The organism is Spectribacter hydrogenoxidans, assembly GCF_031846275.1.
GTDB classification, from domain to species: Bacteria; Pseudomonadota; Gammaproteobacteria; order Nevskiales; family Salinisphaeraceae; genus Spectribacter; species Spectribacter hydrogenoxidans.
Map to the genome: position 1 here is coordinate 66,509 of NZ_JAVRIB010000003.1, position 16,410 is coordinate 82,918.

Sequence of the window (16,410 nt, forward strand, 5' to 3'; positions counted from 1 at the left end):
GGCAGCCGTTGCCGGCTGCCGACTCGATCCGGGCTATCCGCCCGGAGGGCACCGATTCGCGGTTTGCCCCGACCACCCGGGATGCGGGCGACCGGTGGGCAATCGCGAATCCCGAATCACATCAGTTGTTGGTGCCGGACTTCTTTTCCTCGTCCACTTCCTCGAACTCGGCATCGACGACGTCCTCGGAATCGGACGAGCCGGTCTTGCCAGCCTCGGCGTCCTGCCCCTCGGCCTGCTCGCCGCCGGCGGCCTCGGCATAGGCCTTCTCCAACACCGAACTCGAGGCCTCGGACAGCTTCTGCGTCTTCTGGTCGATGGCTTCCTTGTCGTCGCCGTCGAGCACTTCACGCAGCTCGCTGATGGCCTCCTCGATCGGCTTCTTCTCGTCGTCGGTGACCTTGTCGCCGAGATCCTTGAGGCTCTTCTCGACGCCGTGGATCAGACCGTCGGCCTGGTTGCGGGCGTTGATCAGCTCGTTGAACTTGCGATCGTCCTCGGCATGCTCCTCGGCGTCCTTGACCATCTTCTCGATTTCCTCGTCCGACAGGCCCGAGGACGCCTTGATCACGATCGACTGCTCCTTGCCGGTGGCCTTGTCCTTGGCCGACACGTTGAGGATGCCGTTGGCGTCGATGTCGAAGGTCACCTCGATCTGCGGCGTACCGCGGGGCGCCGGCGGGATATCCGCCAGATCGAAGCGGCCCAGCGACTTGTTGGCGCTGGACATCTCGCGCTCGCCCTGAAGCACGTGCACGGTCACCGCCTGCTGGTTGTCGTCAGCGGTGGTGAACGTTTCCGACTTGCGGGTCGGAATGGTCGAGTTCTTCTCGATCAGCTTGGTCATCTTGCCGCCGAGCGTTTCGATACCCAGGCTCAGCGGGGTCACGTCGAGCAGCAGCACGTCCTTGGTGTCGCCCGAGAGCACCGAACCCTGAATCGCGGCACCCACGGCCACCGCCTCGTCCGGGTTGACGTCCTTGCGGGCTTCCTTACCGAAGATCTTGGTCACGGCTTCCTGCACCGCGGGCATGCGGGTCTGGCCGCCGACCAGGATCACCTCGTCGATGTCGGAGGCCGACATGCCGGAATCCTTGAGGGCGGTCTTGCAGGGGCCGACGGTGCGCTGGATGAGGTCGTCGACCAGCGACTCGAGCTTGGCCCGGGTCATCTTCATGTTGAGATGCTTGGGGCCGGACTGGTCGGCCGTGACATACGGCAGGTTGATCTCGGTCTGCTGGGTCGAGGACAGCTCGATCTTGGCCTTTTCGGCGGCCTCCTTGAGGCGCTGCAGGGCCAGCTTGTCCTTGCGCAGGTCCACGCCCTGCTCCTTCTGGAACTCGTCGGCGATGTGGTCGATCACCGCCATGTCGAAGTCCTCGCCACCCAGGAAGGTGTCGCCGTTGGTGGCGTGTACCTCGAACTGGTGCTCACCGTCGACTTCCGCCACCTCGATGATGGAGATATCGAAGGTACCGCCGCCCAGGTCGTAGACCGCGATCTTCTTGTCGCCCTTCTTGTCCATGCCGTAGGCCAGCGCGGCCGCGGTGGGCTCGTTGATGATGCGCTTGACCTCGAGCCCGGCGATGCGGCCGGCGTCCTTGGTGGCCTGGCGCTGCGAGTCGTTGAAGTAGGCCGGGACCGTGATCACGGCTTCGGTCACCTTCTCGCCGAGATAGTCCTCGGCGGTGGACTTCATCTTCTGCAGCACCTTGGCCGAAACTTCCGGCGGCGCCATCTTGTTGCCGCGGGCCTCGACCCAGGCATCGCCGTTGTCGGCCTTGACGATGTTGTAGGGCACGATGTCGATGTCCCGCTGGGTCGTGGGGTCATCGAAGGTGCGGCCGATCAGACGCTTGATCGCGTACAACGTGTCGGTGGGGTTGGTGACCGCCTGACGCTTGGCCGGACGGCCCACGATAATCTGGTCGTCATCGGTGTACGCCACCACGCTCGGCGTGGTGCGCTCGCCCTCGGCGTTCTCGATGACCTTCGCCTTGTCGCCCTCGAGCACGGCAACGCATGAGTTGGTCGTGCCCAGGTCGATGCCAATAATCTTGCCCATGATGTCTACCTGTTTGATCCGTTATGAGTCGAATGGCGCAAATTGCTGATTAACCGCAATGGTTGGGGCCGCGGCGGGCTTTTCAAGCGCCCTGCCCGGCATCCTCGTCGGCGGCCTTGCTGACCACCACCATCGCCGGCCGCAGCACCCGGCCGTTGAGCAGGTAACCGCGCTGGACCACCTGCACCACGGTGTTGGGTGACACATCACTGGTCGGCTGGGTGGAAATGGCTTCGTGGAAATCGGGATCGAAGGCCTCCCCGTCCGGATTCACCGCCTCGACGCCGAACTTCTCCATCGCCTGCGCCAGCATGCGACGGGTGAGCTCCATGCCCTCGTGCAGCTTGGTCGCATCGGCGCCGTCGTCCTCGGCCGCCGACAGGCCCATCTCCAGACTGTCGCGCACGCCGAGCAACTCGCCGGCGAAGCGCTCCAGCGCGAACTTGTGTGCATTGGCCACGTCGCGTTCGGCCCGCTTGCGCACGTTTTCCAGCTCGGCATGGGCGCGCAGGGCCTGTTCCCGGCAACGCTCGGCTTCCTCGCGGAGTTCGTGCAGGGTCGCATCGTCGTCTGCCGGCTCCTGGCCGGCGTCAGCGGCCTGCTCGTTTTCCGGTGGCGTCGGCTGTGCCGGCTCGTCGTCCGGCTGCGGGCCGGACTGGCGTTGCTGTTCGCTCATGCTGCTCCTAGCGCCTTGGATGGTGGATTGGGCGGGCGGTGTGTCGCCCGTTACCCGGCGCTAGATAGGGGTCAGTTGGCTCTTTTCAAGGCCGTGCCCAGCAGGCTGGCCGTGGCGTCCACCAGCGGGATGATGCGGTTGTAGGCCATGCGGGTGGGGCCGATCACCCCCAGCGTGCCCACCACGTCGCCGTCCACGGTGTAGGCCGCCGACACCACGCTGCACTCATCCAACACCCGATAGCCGGATTCGTCACCGATGAAAATCCGCACGCCGTCCGCCGACAGGCAGTCATCAAACAACGACAGCAGATCCCTCTTGCGTTCGAAGGCGTCGAACAGCCGCCGCAACCGATCGACCTCGGCGAATTCCGGGAAGCCCATGAGATTGCTTTCCCCGGCCATCCGGTAGTCACCACGATCGGCGGTGCTGCCGCCGAAGGCACTCTGCGCGATGTTCAGGGCATTGAGCAGGCCCTGGTTCACGTCATCCTGGGCTTCGTGCATGTCCCGCATCAGGGCCCGGCGGATCTGCAGCAGCGGCTTGCCGGCATAGCGTTCATTGAGAATCGCCGCCGCCCGTTCGAGCTCGCGGCGCGAGTAGTCGCGTTCAGTCTGCAGGATGCGGTTCTGTACCTCGCGCTGGTTTATAACCAGAATCGCCAGCACCCGCCGGTCCGACAGCGGGAGGAATTCGATCTGCCGCAGGCTGGCGGTATCCGTGCGCGGCACGGTAACGATGCCGGTCATGTCCGACAGCGACGACAGCAGGCGCGAGGCCGATGCCAGCACGTCGTCGCCGTCACGGACATGGGCGCGCAACTGCTGCTCGATGTCGTCGAGTTCGCGCTCGGCCAGCGGCTCGGGCGCCAGCAGGGCATCCACGAACAGCCGGTATCCGCGCACGGTGGGAATGCGGCCGGCCGACGTGTGCGGCGAGGCCACGAAGCCCATTTCCTCGAGATCGGCCATCACGTTGCGCACCGTGGCCGCGCTGACCTGCAGGCCGGAGGAGCGCGCCAGCACCCGGGACCCCACCGGCTGACCGTCGTGGATGTAGCGTTCGACCAGCGTCTTGAGCAGTGCCCGGGCGCGGTCGTCCAGCTGGTCGTGTTCCGTTTCGCCGGTCATGCAGGCAGAATGCGCTCCGGATATCAATCGGGTCAGGCGGGCACGACTGGAGACTGCAGCTGCCCCCGTGGGCTGTCAAGGCACGCGGCCGGTCAGTCCGGTCCGCCGCCGAGGAAACTGCATGGCGCAACCATTTCCAGTCATCGGCATAGTCGGCAAGCGCGGTGACCCAGGCGTTGCCGACACCGTGCGGCGGGTTGCGCAGGCGATCCGCGACCGCGACCGCCAGGTGGTGGTGGATGCCGCCACGGCCCATCACCTGCCCGACTGGTCCGGGGACGTGGTCGACCGCCATGCCATCGGCGAGGCCTGCGACCTGGTGATGGTGGTGGGCGGCGACGGCACCCTGCTCGACGCCGGCCGTGCAGTGGCACTGCACGACACGCCGCTGCTGGGCATCAATCTCGGCCGGCTGGGATTTCTGGTCGATATCCTGCCGGACCAGATGGAACGCACCCTGGACAAGGTGCTGGCCGGCGATTTCGTCCGGGATCGCCGGTTGCTGCTCACCGCGCGGGTCGAACATACCGACGGTTCGTGCGCCGGTCCGTTCCTTGCGCTCAACGACGTGGTCATCCGCAACGCCGAGTTCGCCCGGGTGCTGGAGTTCGACACCTTCATGGACGGCAGCTTCATCAGCCGCCACCGCGCGGATGGCCTGATCGTCGCTACCCCGACCGGCTCCACCGCCTACGCCCTGTCCGGGGGCGGGCCGGTGCTGCATCCCGGCCTGAACGCCCTGGCGCTGGTGCCGATCTGCCCGCACACCCTGTCCGACCGGCCGCTGGTGATCGACGGCCGGCACGAGGTCGGCATCGTGATCGGCGCCACCAACCGCTCCCAGGCCCTGTTCACCGTAGACGGTCAGGAAAGCGAAACGCTGGTGCCCGGCGACCGGGTGACGGTGGCGCGGGCCGACCGCGAGCTCACCCTGATCCACCCCCCCGGCTACGACTATTACAATATTCTGCGAAACAAGCTGCAATGGGGCCGCGGCCAGCGCGATCCCCTGACCGGCCACTGACCCGCGACCATGCTCAGCGAGCTGGCGATACGCGACTTCGCAATCATCGATGACCTGCAGCTCAACCTGGGCGCGGGCATGACCGTGCTGTCGGGCGAAACCGGGGCCGGCAAGTCCATTCTGATCGACGCCCTGGGGTTGCTGCTGGGCGACCGCGCCGATGCCAGCGCCGTGCGCGACGGCCGCGACCGCGCCGAGATCAGCGCCATCTTCGATCTCACCGATGCGCCTGCTGCCCGGACCTGGCTGTCGGACCGCGAGCTCGCGGACGAGTCCGAATGCCTGATCCGCCGCGTGGTCTCGCGGGAGGGCCGCAGCCGCCACTGGATCAACGGCTCCCCCGCCGCCGGACGCGACCTGCGCGAATTGGGCGAACATCTGGTCGACATCCACGGCCAGCACGCCCACCAGAGCCTGCTGCGCCCCGGGGCCCAGCGCGACCTGCTGGACGAGCACGGCCATCTTGCCCCGCAGCTGGCGGCGCTGGGGGAACTGGTGCGCGAACTTCAGGCCTGCGAGCGAAACATCCACGAGCTGGACGCCACCGACGATGCCGGCCAGTCACGGCTGGAACTGCTGCAGTTTCAGGTGGCAGAACTGCAGGCGCTGGCGCCCGTCCCGGATGAATGGGAAGCCCTCACGGCCGAGCATCGACGCCTGGCCAATGCGGAGCAGCTGCTGCGCGACGGCCAGTCCCTGCTGGCGCTGCTGACCGATGAGGACACCGCCAGCGCCATCGACCGGCTCGGTCAGGCCGAACGCCAGCTAGGCGACCTATCCGCGCTGGACGACGGCTTTGCTGGCCCGGCCGAACTGATCTCGGGGGCCCGCATCCAGGCACAGGAAGCCGCCGACGATCTGCGCCGCCAGCTGGACGGCATCGCGCTCGATCCCGAGCGGCTGGCCACCGTGGAATCACGGATGGAGGCGATCCAGGATCTGGCCCGCAAGCATCAGTGCCGGCCGGCGGAACTGCCGGCGCAGCTCGACGAGCTTACCGCCGCGCTGGAACGGCTCGAAGGCGGCCGAACCCGGCTGGCCGAACTGCAGACTCGACGCGACCAGTTGCGGACAGACTACGCCAACACCGCCAATCAACTGCACCGGGCCCGCAGGGAAGCCGCCGGCACGCTGGCGGCGGCGGTGACCGAAGGCCTGCGCGATCTGGGCATGCCGGCCGGCCTGTTCGAGATCGATGTGGAAGCCAGGTCGGAGGCGCCGGTGTCGGTCAGCGGGCACGACCGCGTCCATTTCCGGGTCAGCGCCAATCCCGGGCAGGCCCCGCGATCGCTGGAGCGGGTGGCCTCCGGCGGCGAGCTTTCGCGCATCAGCCTGGCCATCCAGATGGCGGCGGTGGGCGGCACACCGATTCCGACGCTGGTATTCGACGAAGTCGACGCCGGCATCGGTGGCGGGGTGGCGGAAATCGTGGGGCGCTGCCTGCGCCGGCTGGCCGATCAGGGCCAGGTCCTGTGCGTGACCCACCTGCCGCAGGTGGCGGCCCAGGCCCGACATCACCTGCAGGTTGCCAAGCAGGTGGTCGACGGACACACCCGCACGGACATTCGCGCGCTCGACGACGACGCCCGCATCGAAGAGCTCGCGCGCATGCTCGGCGGTCTGGAAATCACCGAGCGCACCCTCGATCATGCCCGGGAAATGCGCGATCGCGCCGAGTCCTGAGGCCGTGGATTGCTGCAGCCGCAACGGTGACTTATAGTGCCGGCGTTTTCCTGTTGCGGATAATCATGAAACGCACACTGATCCTGCTCGCCGGCCTGTCGCTGGCCGGCTGCGCCCTGCCGAGCTACTACCGAGTGCCCGTTCTGCAAGGCAACGTGGTAACGCAGGACAAGGTTCAGCAGCTGGAGCTCGGCATGACACCGCCGCAGGTGCGCTACCTGCTGGGCACGCCGCTGGTCGTGAGCAATTTCGAGCCGAACCGCTGGGACTACTTGTTCTACTACCGCAACACCCGTGGTCAGGCGCGTGAAAGCAAGCTCAGCCTGCACTTCAGCGAGGGCGCGCTGGCCAGCATCGACGGTGACGAAAGCTACGAGGCGCTGCTGCCGGAAGAACAGCAGCAGATCGACGACGATCCCGACGACCTCGAAACGCCGCCGGTTATCGACAACAGCGGCAACGACGGTCGGCAGACGCCGATACCCTAGGCACCGCTAGCCCGGCTAGCGCCCCGCCCGCCGTCTACGCTGTTCCTTGGGATCAGCCATCAGCGGCCGGTAGATCTCCACACGATCCCCGTCGCGCAACGGCTGATCCGGGGATACCCGACGCCCGAACACGCCCAGCGCAGCACCCGGCCAGTCGATTCCCGGATGCAGTTCGAGAACCCCCGAGGCCTCCACCGCCTCCGCCGCGGTGCCGCCGGCCGGCAAATGGACATGGCAAAGGATCTGCGCATCCGGACGCGCGAACGCAACCTCGACGTTCAGCCCGTGCCCCACAACCGCTCCAGAAACTCGAACACACCCAGGGAATGCAGTAGCACCACGATCAGTCCGATACGGGTGGGATAGCGCAGCAACCAGTGCCAGAGACCGAACCAGGGCTTGTCGGCCCAAGCGTCGCGCAGCGCGGCCAGCGGCAGAAACCGGCCGATGAATACGCACAGCAGCAACCCGAAGGCCGGCAACAGGAAACGCGAACTCAGCATCGACAGCCAGTCGAACAGCGTCCGGTCCAGCAGGCGGACATCAGCCAGCACGTTGAACGACAGCAGCGTGCCCAGCCCGATGAACCAGATCAGCGCCCCCGCGCTGCAGGCGGCAACCACCCGCGACACCTGCAGGCGCGCCATCAGCCATACCACCAGCGGCTCGAGCAATCCCACCGCGCTGGTCAGGGTGACCAGCATCAGCATGAAAAAGAACAGCGTCACCGTCCAGCCGCCCGCGCCCGCGGCCGGCAGCAGCTCGAATACCAGCGGCAGCCCGCTCTCCGGCGCCATGCCGGCGCCCAGCACCAGGGAGATGATGGCCAATCCGGCCAGCAGCGCAAACGCCGTGTCCAGTAGCATCACCGCCAGACTCACCCGGACCAGCGACGATCCCTCCGGCAGATAGGCACCATACGCCAGCATCACCCCGACCCCGAGACTGAGGCTGAAGAAGGCCTGGTGAAAGGCATCGATGGTCCCGCGCCAACCCAGAGCCGCGAAATCCGGTCGGAACAGATACTGAACCGCCGCGGTGAAACCGTCGCCGGCCGCCACCGCCAACAGCGCGAGCAGCGCCAGCACAGCGCCGACCAGCATCCAGCGGGCGGTGGATTCGATGCCCCGGCGCAGGCCCTGTGCCACACAGGCGGTGGCCGCCACCATGAATATGGTGTGCCAGCCCAGCCCCTTTTCGGGGTCGCTAGCCAGTTCGACAAATCCGGCCCGCACGCCGCTGCGGTCCAGCCCCTCCAGCAGCCCTGCGGCGGATCTCAGAAAATACGCCATGCTCCAGCCCGCGATCACGCTGTAGTAGGACAGCACCATCACCGCCCCGAGCAGCGCCAGGTAACCGATGATGCCCCACCGGCGCGACAGGCCGGATGTCTGCGCCCAGCGGCCGATCATGCCCACCAGATCGGTGCGGGCCCCGCGGCCCAGCATCAGCTCGCCGACCAGCAGCGGCAGCGCCATGGCCCCCAGTGCCAGGCCATAGACCAGCAGGAAGGCGCCGCCGCCGTACTCGCCGGCCAGGAACGGCAGTCGCCACACATTGCCCAGGCCAATCACGGCCGCGGCCGCCGCCATCACGAACGTGGCGGGCGACGACCAGCGTGTTGGGTTAACTTCCAAGAGACTCACGCAAAACTCGGACTTTCAATCACTTATACTACGACACATGAGCAAGGCGAAATCCCCCAAACAGCCCTCTTCGACCATCGCGCTCAACCGCAAGGCCAAGCACGATTTCTTCCTCGAGGAACGCTTTGAGGCCGGGCTGGTGCTGGCCGGCTGGGAGGTCAAGGCCCTGCGCGCGGGCAAGGGACGCATCACCGAAGCCTACGTCATCCTCAAGGATGCGGAGGCATGGTTGCTGGGCTCGCACATCCACCCCCTGCCCGACGCCTCCACCCACATCGATCCCGACCCCACCCGCACGCGCAAGCTGCTGCTACACGAGCGGGAACTGTCCCAGCTGATCGGCGCCACCGAGCAACGCGGCTATACCCTGATTCCTACCGCCCTCTACTGGAAGAGAGGCCGGGCCAAGCTCGAAATCGCCCTGGCCAAGGGCAAGGCCAAGTACGACAAGCGCCAGGACAAGAAGGACCAGGACTGGCAACGCCGCAAGGCGCAGATCATGCGGAGCTGAGCCTCTCCGATCCTCGTCATCCGCGGCAGAGCCGATCCCTTGCGTCGCCGCCAATCGACCCCATGAATACTGCACATCGATGACGGCAAGCTGCTATCATCATTGGTGCTCACGGGGGCGACATGGCTTCGACGCAGGTGTCAAAACCCAAGGTGCATGCCGAGGTTGCAATCCACCTCGATAAACCGGTTGCAACAAAGATAGTTGCCAACGACGACAACTACGCTCTGGCGGCCTAAAACCCGCTAGCGTTCGACCCGGCAAGTGCCTGTGCTTCCGGACTCGAACGTCATACCTCACAGGATCGCGGTTGAAGCCCCGTCCCGGGCGGACCCGTTAAGAGTAAACGGGACTAAGCGATTGTTTTCCCTGTCCGCCGGGTAGCATTCGCCGACAACCAAAGGCGGAATAAGCATGTAGATCCGAGGGTGGAGTTCCTGCGGACGCGGGTTCGATTCCCGCCGCCTCCACCAAATACCCCCGCTCCGGCGGGGTTTTTTGTGCGCACATGAACCCAGCCTTGGGAAATCCAACTGAACACCCGAAAGGGCAGACTTGCGCATCTTCTGCAAGGCTGCGCTGCGGTGCCGAGGAGAAGGCAGAGCCGGCTGCGCTCGAGGAACGTGTTGCAGTGGTGCTATCGGCGCAGGCAGTTAGTCTTGGTCTTACGGTGGTCACGGCCAACCTGTCCGAGTTTGAGCGTGTCCCGGGACTGGCCGTGGAGAACTGGCTGGAAACCTGAAGTTCGGCGTACCGCAGGCGCCTGTCTGCTACGCCCAGCCTACCGATCCCATGCCGGGCACTCGCATCATCGCATCGAAGCGGCGATAATCACCCCATGCCCGGCACCCGACTTCCCCCCCGCTGAGGCATGGCCACCGCCCTGCACCAGGCACGCTTCAACGCCGTCATTCGCGAGCTGCTTGCCGACGGCGCACGACACGTGGCCGATCTTGGCTGCGGTCGCGGTGAACTGCTGCAACGCCTGCGCGAACACCGGCAGTTCACCCGCCTGATCGGCGTCGATACCGATATCCGGGCGCTGGCCCGGGCCAGAATGGTTCTCGGCATCGATCTGCTGCGGCCGGATCCGGATCTGCACGTGTGCCTGCATTCGTTCACCGATGCCATGTGGCCGATTCCGCGCGTCGACGCCGGCGTCATGCTGGAGACCATCGAACACGTCGACCCTGGTCACTTGCCGCAGGTCGAGCAGGCGGTGTTCGGGCGGTTGCGACCCCGGATGCTGGTAATGACCACCCCCAACCGCGAGTACAACCGGCTGCATGGCCTGTCGCCCGGCCAGCGCCGGCGCCCGGACCATCGCTTCGAGTGGACGCGTGCCCAGTTCCAGCAGTGGTGCACCGGCGTGGCACAGCGCCAGCGCTACCAGGTACGGTTCGCCGGCATCGGGCCGTCCCACCCCGCCTTCGGCAGTTCCAGCCAGCTGGCACGCTTTTCCATCGCGGCCTGAGCGGATATCAGAACGTTCGATTTGACCGGGCGGGCTAACGCCTGCCGCTAGAATGTCGGCATGGATGCGATAAATACCCTGCTGCTGTTTGCCGGCCTGCTGCTGTTCCTGAGCGTGGTGGCCACGCCGCTGTCTCGTTTCGGTTTCCCGCTGCTTCTCATCTTCCTTGGCGTGGGCATGCTCGCCGGGGAGGATGGTCCCGGCCAGATCGATTTCGACGATTTCAGCGTCGCGTTTCTGGTGGGCAATCTGGCGCTGGCGGTGATTCTGCTGGATGGCGGGCTGCGCACGCGCTATCAGACATTTCGGGTGGCACTGAAACCCGCGCTATCGCTGGCGAGCCTGGGCGTGGTTCTGTGCGCAGGGCTTACCGGTGGTTTCATCGCATGGCTGCTGGACGTGGACTGGCGTTACGGCCTGCTGCTGGGAAGCATCGTCGGCAGCACCGACGCGGCCGCAGTGTTTTCGCAGCTGCGACAGGGTGGCATGGCGTTGAATCAGCGGGTCAGCGCCACGCTCGAGATCGAATCCGGCACCAATGATCCGATGGCGATCTTCCTGGTGCTGTTCCTGCTTCAGGCGCTGACCTCGGACGCGGAACTCACCTGGCTGCACCTGCTGCAGGGTCTGCTGCTGCAATTCGGCATCGGCGCCCTGGCCGGGGTGGGTCTGGGGTTCGCGCTGTCCTGGCTGGTGGAACGGATTCCGCTGGTCGAGGGGTTGTATGCGCTGCTCATCGTCTCGGGCGGCCTGATCACGTTCTCGGCCATCAATCAGGTGGGAGGCAGCGGCTTTCTCGGCGTGTACCTGCTCGGGCTGGTGGTGGGAAACCGGCCCAACCACGCCACCGAGCATGTCTTTCGCGTGATGGATGGCCTGGCCTGGCTGGCCCAGGCCGGCATGTTCCTGATCCTGGGACTGCTGGTCACGCCCAGTGAACTGATGATGAATGCCCTGCCCGCTTCGCTGATCGCCTTGTTCCTGATCTTTGTCGCTCGCCCGATCGCGGTATTCGTTTCACTTGCGCCCTTTCACTTCCCCTGGCGGGAGCAGCTGTTCATCGCCTGGGTCGGGCTGCGCGGGGCCGTGCCGGTTGTGCTGGCGATTTTCCCTCTGATGGCGGCCCTGACCGGGGCCCGCTTCCTCTTCGACATCACCTTCGCCGTGGTCATCGTATCCCTGCTGCTGCAGGGCACGACCATCGCGCTGGCGGCGCGGCTACTGGGGTTGCAGGTCCCGGAACCTGGAAGGCCGCTGGATCAGACCGAACTGCATGGGGGCGGACGCCTGCGCTTCATGCTATCGCTGTTTCGGGTGGAACCCGGCTCCCGCTTCGAGAACCGCCCCATCGAGGCCTTGCCCCAGGCACGGCGGGTGCGGTGGCTGGCAGTCCTGCGCGGCAAGCGGTTCCTGTTTCCCGGACGGCATTTCCGCCTGCGGGCCGATGATCGCGTCTATCTGGCACACCCGGCCCGACATACCGACTGGCTTGCCGGACAGTTCCGCGCAGAAACCGGTCTCAGCGATATCAGCCCGCGCCGCTTCTATGGCAACTTCATTCTGCATGGGGAGTCACCGATGCGGGCGCTGGCGACGATGTACGGGATTGAACTGGAAGGCACGGAACGCGATCTGACGCTCGACGAGTTCATCCGTCAGCACCTCAACCGAAAGGCGGTTGCCGGCGACAGCATAAAACTGGCGCATATCGGGCTGCGCGTGCGCTCGGTGGACGGACGTGGCCGGATTACCACCGCCGGACTGCGCATACGCGACCAGGCGGCAAAGACCTAACCGCGCTTCCGGGTTCTATCCCCGTTGCCGCGGACGGCCGACCGTCGCAAACCCGTGCCCGTGCTGAATCAGAAAGGCCAGCCACTTGTTGAGCAGCAGGTTGCGCGGCCACTGGGCGTGCAGGGCCCGCTCGTTCTCCAGGTCCAGTCCTGGCAGCGCGGTGTAGCGGGACTGTGCCTGGCAGTGCACCGCTTCGGCCAGAGCGGCGTCGCGGTAGAGGCGGATGTGCAGGTCCGGGTCCGCCTGGGGCGCTCCGTCCTCGAACCAGTAGGTCAGGTGCACGGTGGTGGTGTACTTGCAGCGCTCGAGCACCCGCAGGTGCAAATCCCTGTCGGTGGGACTGCGGGATCGGGCCTGCTCGAAGGGCAGATCGGTTTCCGGCACCAGCCGCACGAAGCGACGGAAGTTGCTTTCGTACAACGCCATCAGCCCCGCGAAGCTGCGCGGCGTGGCGGACCGGACCAGTTGCTGTCGTGTTTTCAGACTCATGCCCCGACTATAAGCGAGGTGGGAAGGGGGACCAAATGCGGGACTCGCGGGAAGCCGGCTCCCGGTGCGTCCGGCACCCGAAACTCGCAACGGCGCGGCCGCGGGCCGCGCTAGAACGTCCGCCGCCGGATGCCCTTCTCCTGCATGATCATGGTGGCGATTTCCTCGATCGACATGTTGGTGGTGTCACTGGAGGGAATGCGCTGACGCTTGTACAGGCTTTCCGCCTGGCGCAGCTCGAAGCTCACCTGCGGCAGCGAGGCGTACTGGCTGCCCCGCCGCCGCTCGCTGCGGATGTGGTGCAGCCGGTCGGGCTCGATCGACAGGCCGTAAAGCTTGTCGCGATGCGGCTCCAGGATGCGGGGCAGACGCTGATTCTCGAGATCTTCCGGCGTCAGCGGATAGTTGGCGGCAAACACCCCGTGCTGCATGGCGAGGTAGATGCTGGCCGGCGTCTTGCCGCAGCGGGAGGGCGCAATCAGGATCACCTGGGCATCCTCGTAGCCGTCCTCGCCCACGCCGTCGTCATGGTTCAGGGCGTAGTTCATGGCGTCGATGCGGATCTGATAGGTATCGCGGTCGGCGATGCCGTGTGCCCGCCCTTCCCGATGCATGGACTTGACGTTGAGTTCACCCTCCAGCTGAGGCACGAACAGATCGAACAGGTCCAGGAACAACGCGTTGGCGCCCCGCAGGATGACCCGTACCTCGTCGCTGACCGTGGTCGAGAACACGATCGGCTTGAGGCCGCTGCTGCCGGCCACCTGGTCGATGTATTCCACCGCGGCGCGCGCCTTGTCCTCGGAGTTGATGAAGGGCAGCGTCGACTGCTTGAACTCGGCTTCATCGAACTGCGTAAGCAGCGTGGCGCCCAGGGTTTCGGCGGTGATTCCGGTGCGATCCGAGAGGAAGAACACCCAGCGTTTGCCGGTCGCGTCGCTCATGGCCTGGCACCGGCCGGACGCACCCGACGCCGACCATGTAAAATGCGCGCCTTTCGACCACATCGCGACCCGCGGAGGGTGGAGTTTTGAGTCAGCGTCACGTTGTTTGGTTTTCGCAGCTGGGAATGGGCGATGTCGAGTCCGTCGGCGGCAAGAATGCCTCGCTGGGCGAGATGATCAGTCACCTCAAGGAGGCCGGGGTCAATGTGCCGGGCGGCTTCGCCACGACGGCTGCAGCCTACCGGGAGTTTCTCGCCCATGACAAGCTCGACGAACGCATCAATGCCGCGCTGGCCGAGCTGGACACCGACGACGTCGACGCCCTGGCCGAAACCGGCGAGCGCATCCGCCGCTGGGTGATCGACCACCCCTTCCCGCCGGGTTTGGCCGAGCAGATCGAGACCGCCTACCAGGATCTAGCCGGTGACGACGAGTCGATATCGGTGGCGGTGCGTTCCTCGGCCACCGCCGAGGATCTGCCCGACGCCTCCTTCGCCGGCCAGCAGGAAACCTTCCTGAATGTGCGCGGGCTGGACAACGTGATGCTGGCGATCAAGGACGTGTTCGCCTCGCTGTTCAACGACCGCGCCATCTCCTATCGGGTGCATCAGGGCTTCGCCCACGATCAGGTAGCACTGTCCGCGGGCATCCAGCGCATGGTGCGCTCCGACACCGGCGCCTCGGGCGTGATGTTCACCATCGACACCGAGTCCGGCTTCGACAAGGTGGTGTTCATCACCAGCTCGTTCGGTCTGGGTGAGGCAGTGGTCCAGGGGGCCGTGAACCCGGACGAGTTCTACGTCTACAAGCCCAATCTGGAAGCCGGCCGCCCCGCCCTGCTGCGCCGCATCCTCGGCGGCAAGGCGCTGAAGATGGTGTACACGGACGACACCAGCCACGGCAAGAGCACCGAGTTCGTCGACGTGAACGAGGCCGATCGGCAGCGCTTTTCGCTGACCGACGCCGACGCCGAGTCCCTGGCCCGCCAGGCCGTGATCATCGAAAAGCACTACGGCCGGCCGATGGACATCGAGTGGGGCAAGGACGGCGAGACCGGCGAGCTCTACATCCTGCAGGCGCGGCCGGAGACGGTGCGCAGCCGCCAGGGCGCCAGCACGCTGGAACGCTATCGACTCAAGGCAACCGGGCCGGTGCTGGCCGAGGGCCGTTCGATCGGCCAGCGCATCGGCGCCGGGCGGGTGCGAAACGTCAATTCGATCCGCGAGATGAGCCGCGTGCAGCCCGGCGACGTGCTGGTCACCGACATGACCGATCCGGACTGGGAGCCGGTGATGAAGCGGGCCGCCGCCATCGTGACCAATCGCGGCGGGCGTACCTGCCACGCTGCCATCATCGCGCGCGAACTCGGCATTCCGGCGGTGGTGGGTACCGGCGACGCTACCGAGGTCCTGGCCGACGGCGCGCCGGTCACCGTGTCCTGTGCCGAGGGTGACACCGGCTTTGTCTACGAGGGTGAACTGGACTTCGATATCAATGAAGTCCAACTCGACGAGATGCCAGAGATCGGCGTCAAGATAATGATGAACGTGGGCAACCCGGACCGCGCCTTCGACTTTGCCATGACGCCGAACCGCGGCGTGGGTCTGGCGCGGCTGGAATTCATCATCAACCGCATGATCGGGGTTCACCCCCGCGCCCTGCTGGAGTTCGACCAGCAGTCCCCCGCCCTGCAGAAGACCATCACCGCCCACATCGCCGGCTACCAGGATCCGGTGGCGTTCTATGTCGACCGGCTGGCCGAAGGCATCGCCACCATCGGGGCGGCCTTCGCGCCGGAACCGGTGATCGTGCGGCTGTCGGACTTCAAGTCCAACGAGTACGCCAACCTGATCGGCGGTGAGGCCTACGAGCCCGGCGAAGAAAATCCGATGCTGGGCTTCCGTGGCGCCTCGCGCTATCTCTCCGATGACTTCCGGCCCTGCTTCGAGCTGGAGCTGGCCGCGGTCAAACGGGTACGCGACGACATGGGCCTGACCAACGTGCAGGTGATGATCCCCTTCGTGCGCACGGTGGGCGAGGCCGAGGGCGTCACCCGCCTGCTGGCCGAGCACGGGCTGGAGCGCGGCAAGGATGATCTGAAGCTGATCATGATGTGCGAGTTGCCCTCCAACGCGGTCATGGCCGAACAGTTCCTCGAGCACTTTGACGGCTTCTCCATCGGCTCCAACGACATGACCCAGCTCACCCTGGGCCTGGACCGGGATTCCGGGCTGATCTCGCACCTGTTCGACGAGCGCGACCCGGCGGTAAAGTTCATGCTGGAGCGGGCCATCCGTGCCTGCCGCGACGCCGGCAAGTACATCGGCATCTGCGGCCAGGGCCCGTCCGACTATCCGGACCTGGCCCGCTGGCTGCTGGATCAGGGCATCGAGAGCATGTCGCTGAACCCGGATACGGTGGTCGGCACCTGGCTGTACCTGGCCGGCGAAAACAGGCAGTAAGCGGGACGGGCGAACGGTTCAACC

Annotated in this window: 14 protein-coding genes and 1 other RNA gene; 8 read left to right on the plus strand and 7 right to left on the minus strand. The window is 65.9% G+C overall.

Features of this window, described 5'->3' with window-relative positions; translation table 11 throughout:
- Positions 1 to 121: 121 nt before the first annotated feature.
- The 3 genes from dnaK to hrcA form a co-directional block, all read right to left on the minus strand.
- The gene (gene dnaK, locus RM532_RS03465; RefSeq protein ID WP_311651748.1) at positions 122 to 2,065 is read right to left on the minus strand and encodes a molecular chaperone DnaK; all 1,944 of its coding nucleotides are present in this window, start codon (positions 2,063 to 2,065) and stop codon (positions 122 to 124) included.
- Positions 2,066 to 2,147: 82 nt separating this feature from the next.
- Complete coding sequence (grpE, locus tag RM532_RS03470) at positions 2,148 to 2,741, minus strand: nucleotide exchange factor GrpE (RefSeq protein ID WP_311651749.1); 594 nt, start codon at positions 2,739 to 2,741, stop codon at positions 2,148 to 2,150.
- 71 nt (positions 2,742 to 2,812) lie between these two features.
- Positions 2,813 to 3,871 (minus strand): heat-inducible transcriptional repressor HrcA, encoded by a 1,059-nt coding sequence (hrcA, locus tag RM532_RS03475; RefSeq protein ID WP_311651750.1) that lies wholly within the window; start codon positions 3,869 to 3,871, stop codon positions 2,813 to 2,815.
- A 121-nt stretch (positions 3,872 to 3,992) separates the two neighbouring features.
- Here hrcA and RM532_RS03480 point away from each other — a divergent pair, with 121 nt between their 5' ends.
- The 3 genes from RM532_RS03480 to RM532_RS03490 all read left to right on the plus strand — a co-directional run bounded on the left by RM532_RS03480 (position 3,993) and on the right by RM532_RS03490 (position 7,066).
- Complete coding sequence (locus tag RM532_RS03480) at positions 3,993 to 4,895, plus strand: NAD(+) kinase (RefSeq protein ID WP_311651751.1); 903 nt, start codon at positions 3,993 to 3,995, stop codon at positions 4,893 to 4,895.
- Between the two features lie 9 nt (positions 4,896 to 4,904).
- Positions 4,905 to 6,578 (plus strand): DNA repair protein RecN, encoded by a 1,674-nt coding sequence (recN, locus tag RM532_RS03485; RefSeq protein ID WP_311651752.1) that lies wholly within the window; start codon positions 4,905 to 4,907, stop codon positions 6,576 to 6,578.
- Positions 6,579 to 6,643: 65 nt separating this feature from the next.
- Positions 6,644 to 7,066, plus strand: coding sequence for an outer membrane protein assembly factor BamE (locus RM532_RS03490; RefSeq protein WP_311651753.1), 423 nt, complete (start codon positions 6,644 to 6,646; stop codon positions 7,064 to 7,066).
- Between the two features lie 15 nt (positions 7,067 to 7,081).
- On the opposite strand, the gene RM532_RS03495 is transcribed toward RM532_RS03490, so the two are convergent.
- Positions 7,082 to 7,360, minus strand: coding sequence for an RnfH family protein (locus tag RM532_RS03495; protein WP_311651754.1), 279 nt, complete (start codon positions 7,358 to 7,360; stop codon positions 7,082 to 7,084).
- Positions 7,345 to 8,712 carry a sodium-dependent transporter gene (locus tag RM532_RS03500; RefSeq protein WP_311651755.1) on the minus strand — a complete coding sequence of 456 codons (1,368 nt, stop codon included), beginning with the start codon at positions 8,710 to 8,712 and terminating at the stop codon, positions 7,345 to 7,347. Before RM532_RS03500 ends, RM532_RS03495 begins: the two co-directional genes overlap by 16 nt.
- Before the next feature lie 37 nt (positions 8,713 to 8,749).
- Between RM532_RS03500 and smpB the strand changes: the two genes are divergently transcribed.
- From smpB to RM532_RS03520, 4 genes are all read left to right on the plus strand, one after another.
- Positions 8,750 to 9,223, plus strand: a complete 474-nt coding sequence (gene smpB / locus RM532_RS03505; protein WP_311651756.1) for an SsrA-binding protein SmpB — start codon at positions 8,750 to 8,752, stop codon at positions 9,221 to 9,223.
- A gap of 113 nt (positions 9,224 to 9,336) precedes the next feature.
- Positions 9,337 to 9,696: a transfer-messenger RNA gene (gene ssrA, locus RM532_RS03510) on the plus strand.
- Between the two features lie 398 nt (positions 9,697 to 10,094).
- Complete coding sequence (locus tag RM532_RS03515) at positions 10,095 to 10,697, plus strand: methyltransferase domain-containing protein (RefSeq protein ID WP_311651757.1); 603 nt, start codon at positions 10,095 to 10,097, stop codon at positions 10,695 to 10,697.
- 60 nt (positions 10,698 to 10,757) lie between these two features.
- Positions 10,758 to 12,491: a potassium/proton antiporter gene (locus tag RM532_RS03520; RefSeq protein WP_311651759.1), complete on the plus strand. Its 1,734-nt coding sequence runs from the start codon at positions 10,758 to 10,760 to the stop codon at positions 12,489 to 12,491.
- Between the two features lie 15 nt (positions 12,492 to 12,506).
- On the opposite strand, the gene RM532_RS03525 is transcribed toward RM532_RS03520, so the two are convergent.
- Both RM532_RS03525 and ppsR read right to left on the minus strand, forming a co-directional pair.
- Positions 12,507 to 12,980: a DUF1249 domain-containing protein gene (locus tag RM532_RS03525; RefSeq protein WP_311651761.1), complete on the minus strand. Its 474-nt coding sequence runs from the start codon at positions 12,978 to 12,980 to the stop codon at positions 12,507 to 12,509.
- A gap of 110 nt (positions 12,981 to 13,090) precedes the next feature.
- Entirely contained in the window at positions 13,091 to 13,924 is an 834-nt protein-coding gene (ppsR, locus tag RM532_RS03530) for a posphoenolpyruvate synthetase regulatory kinase/phosphorylase PpsR (protein ID WP_311651762.1), read from the minus strand.
- Between the two features lie 86 nt (positions 13,925 to 14,010).
- On the opposite strand from ppsR, the gene ppsA reads away from it, so the two are divergent.
- A complete protein-coding gene (ppsA, locus tag RM532_RS03535; RefSeq protein ID WP_311651763.1) occupies positions 14,011 to 16,386 on the plus strand; it encodes a phosphoenolpyruvate synthase in 2,376 nt (791 codons plus the stop codon).
- The last annotated feature ends 24 nt before the right edge of the window (positions 16,387 to 16,410 follow it).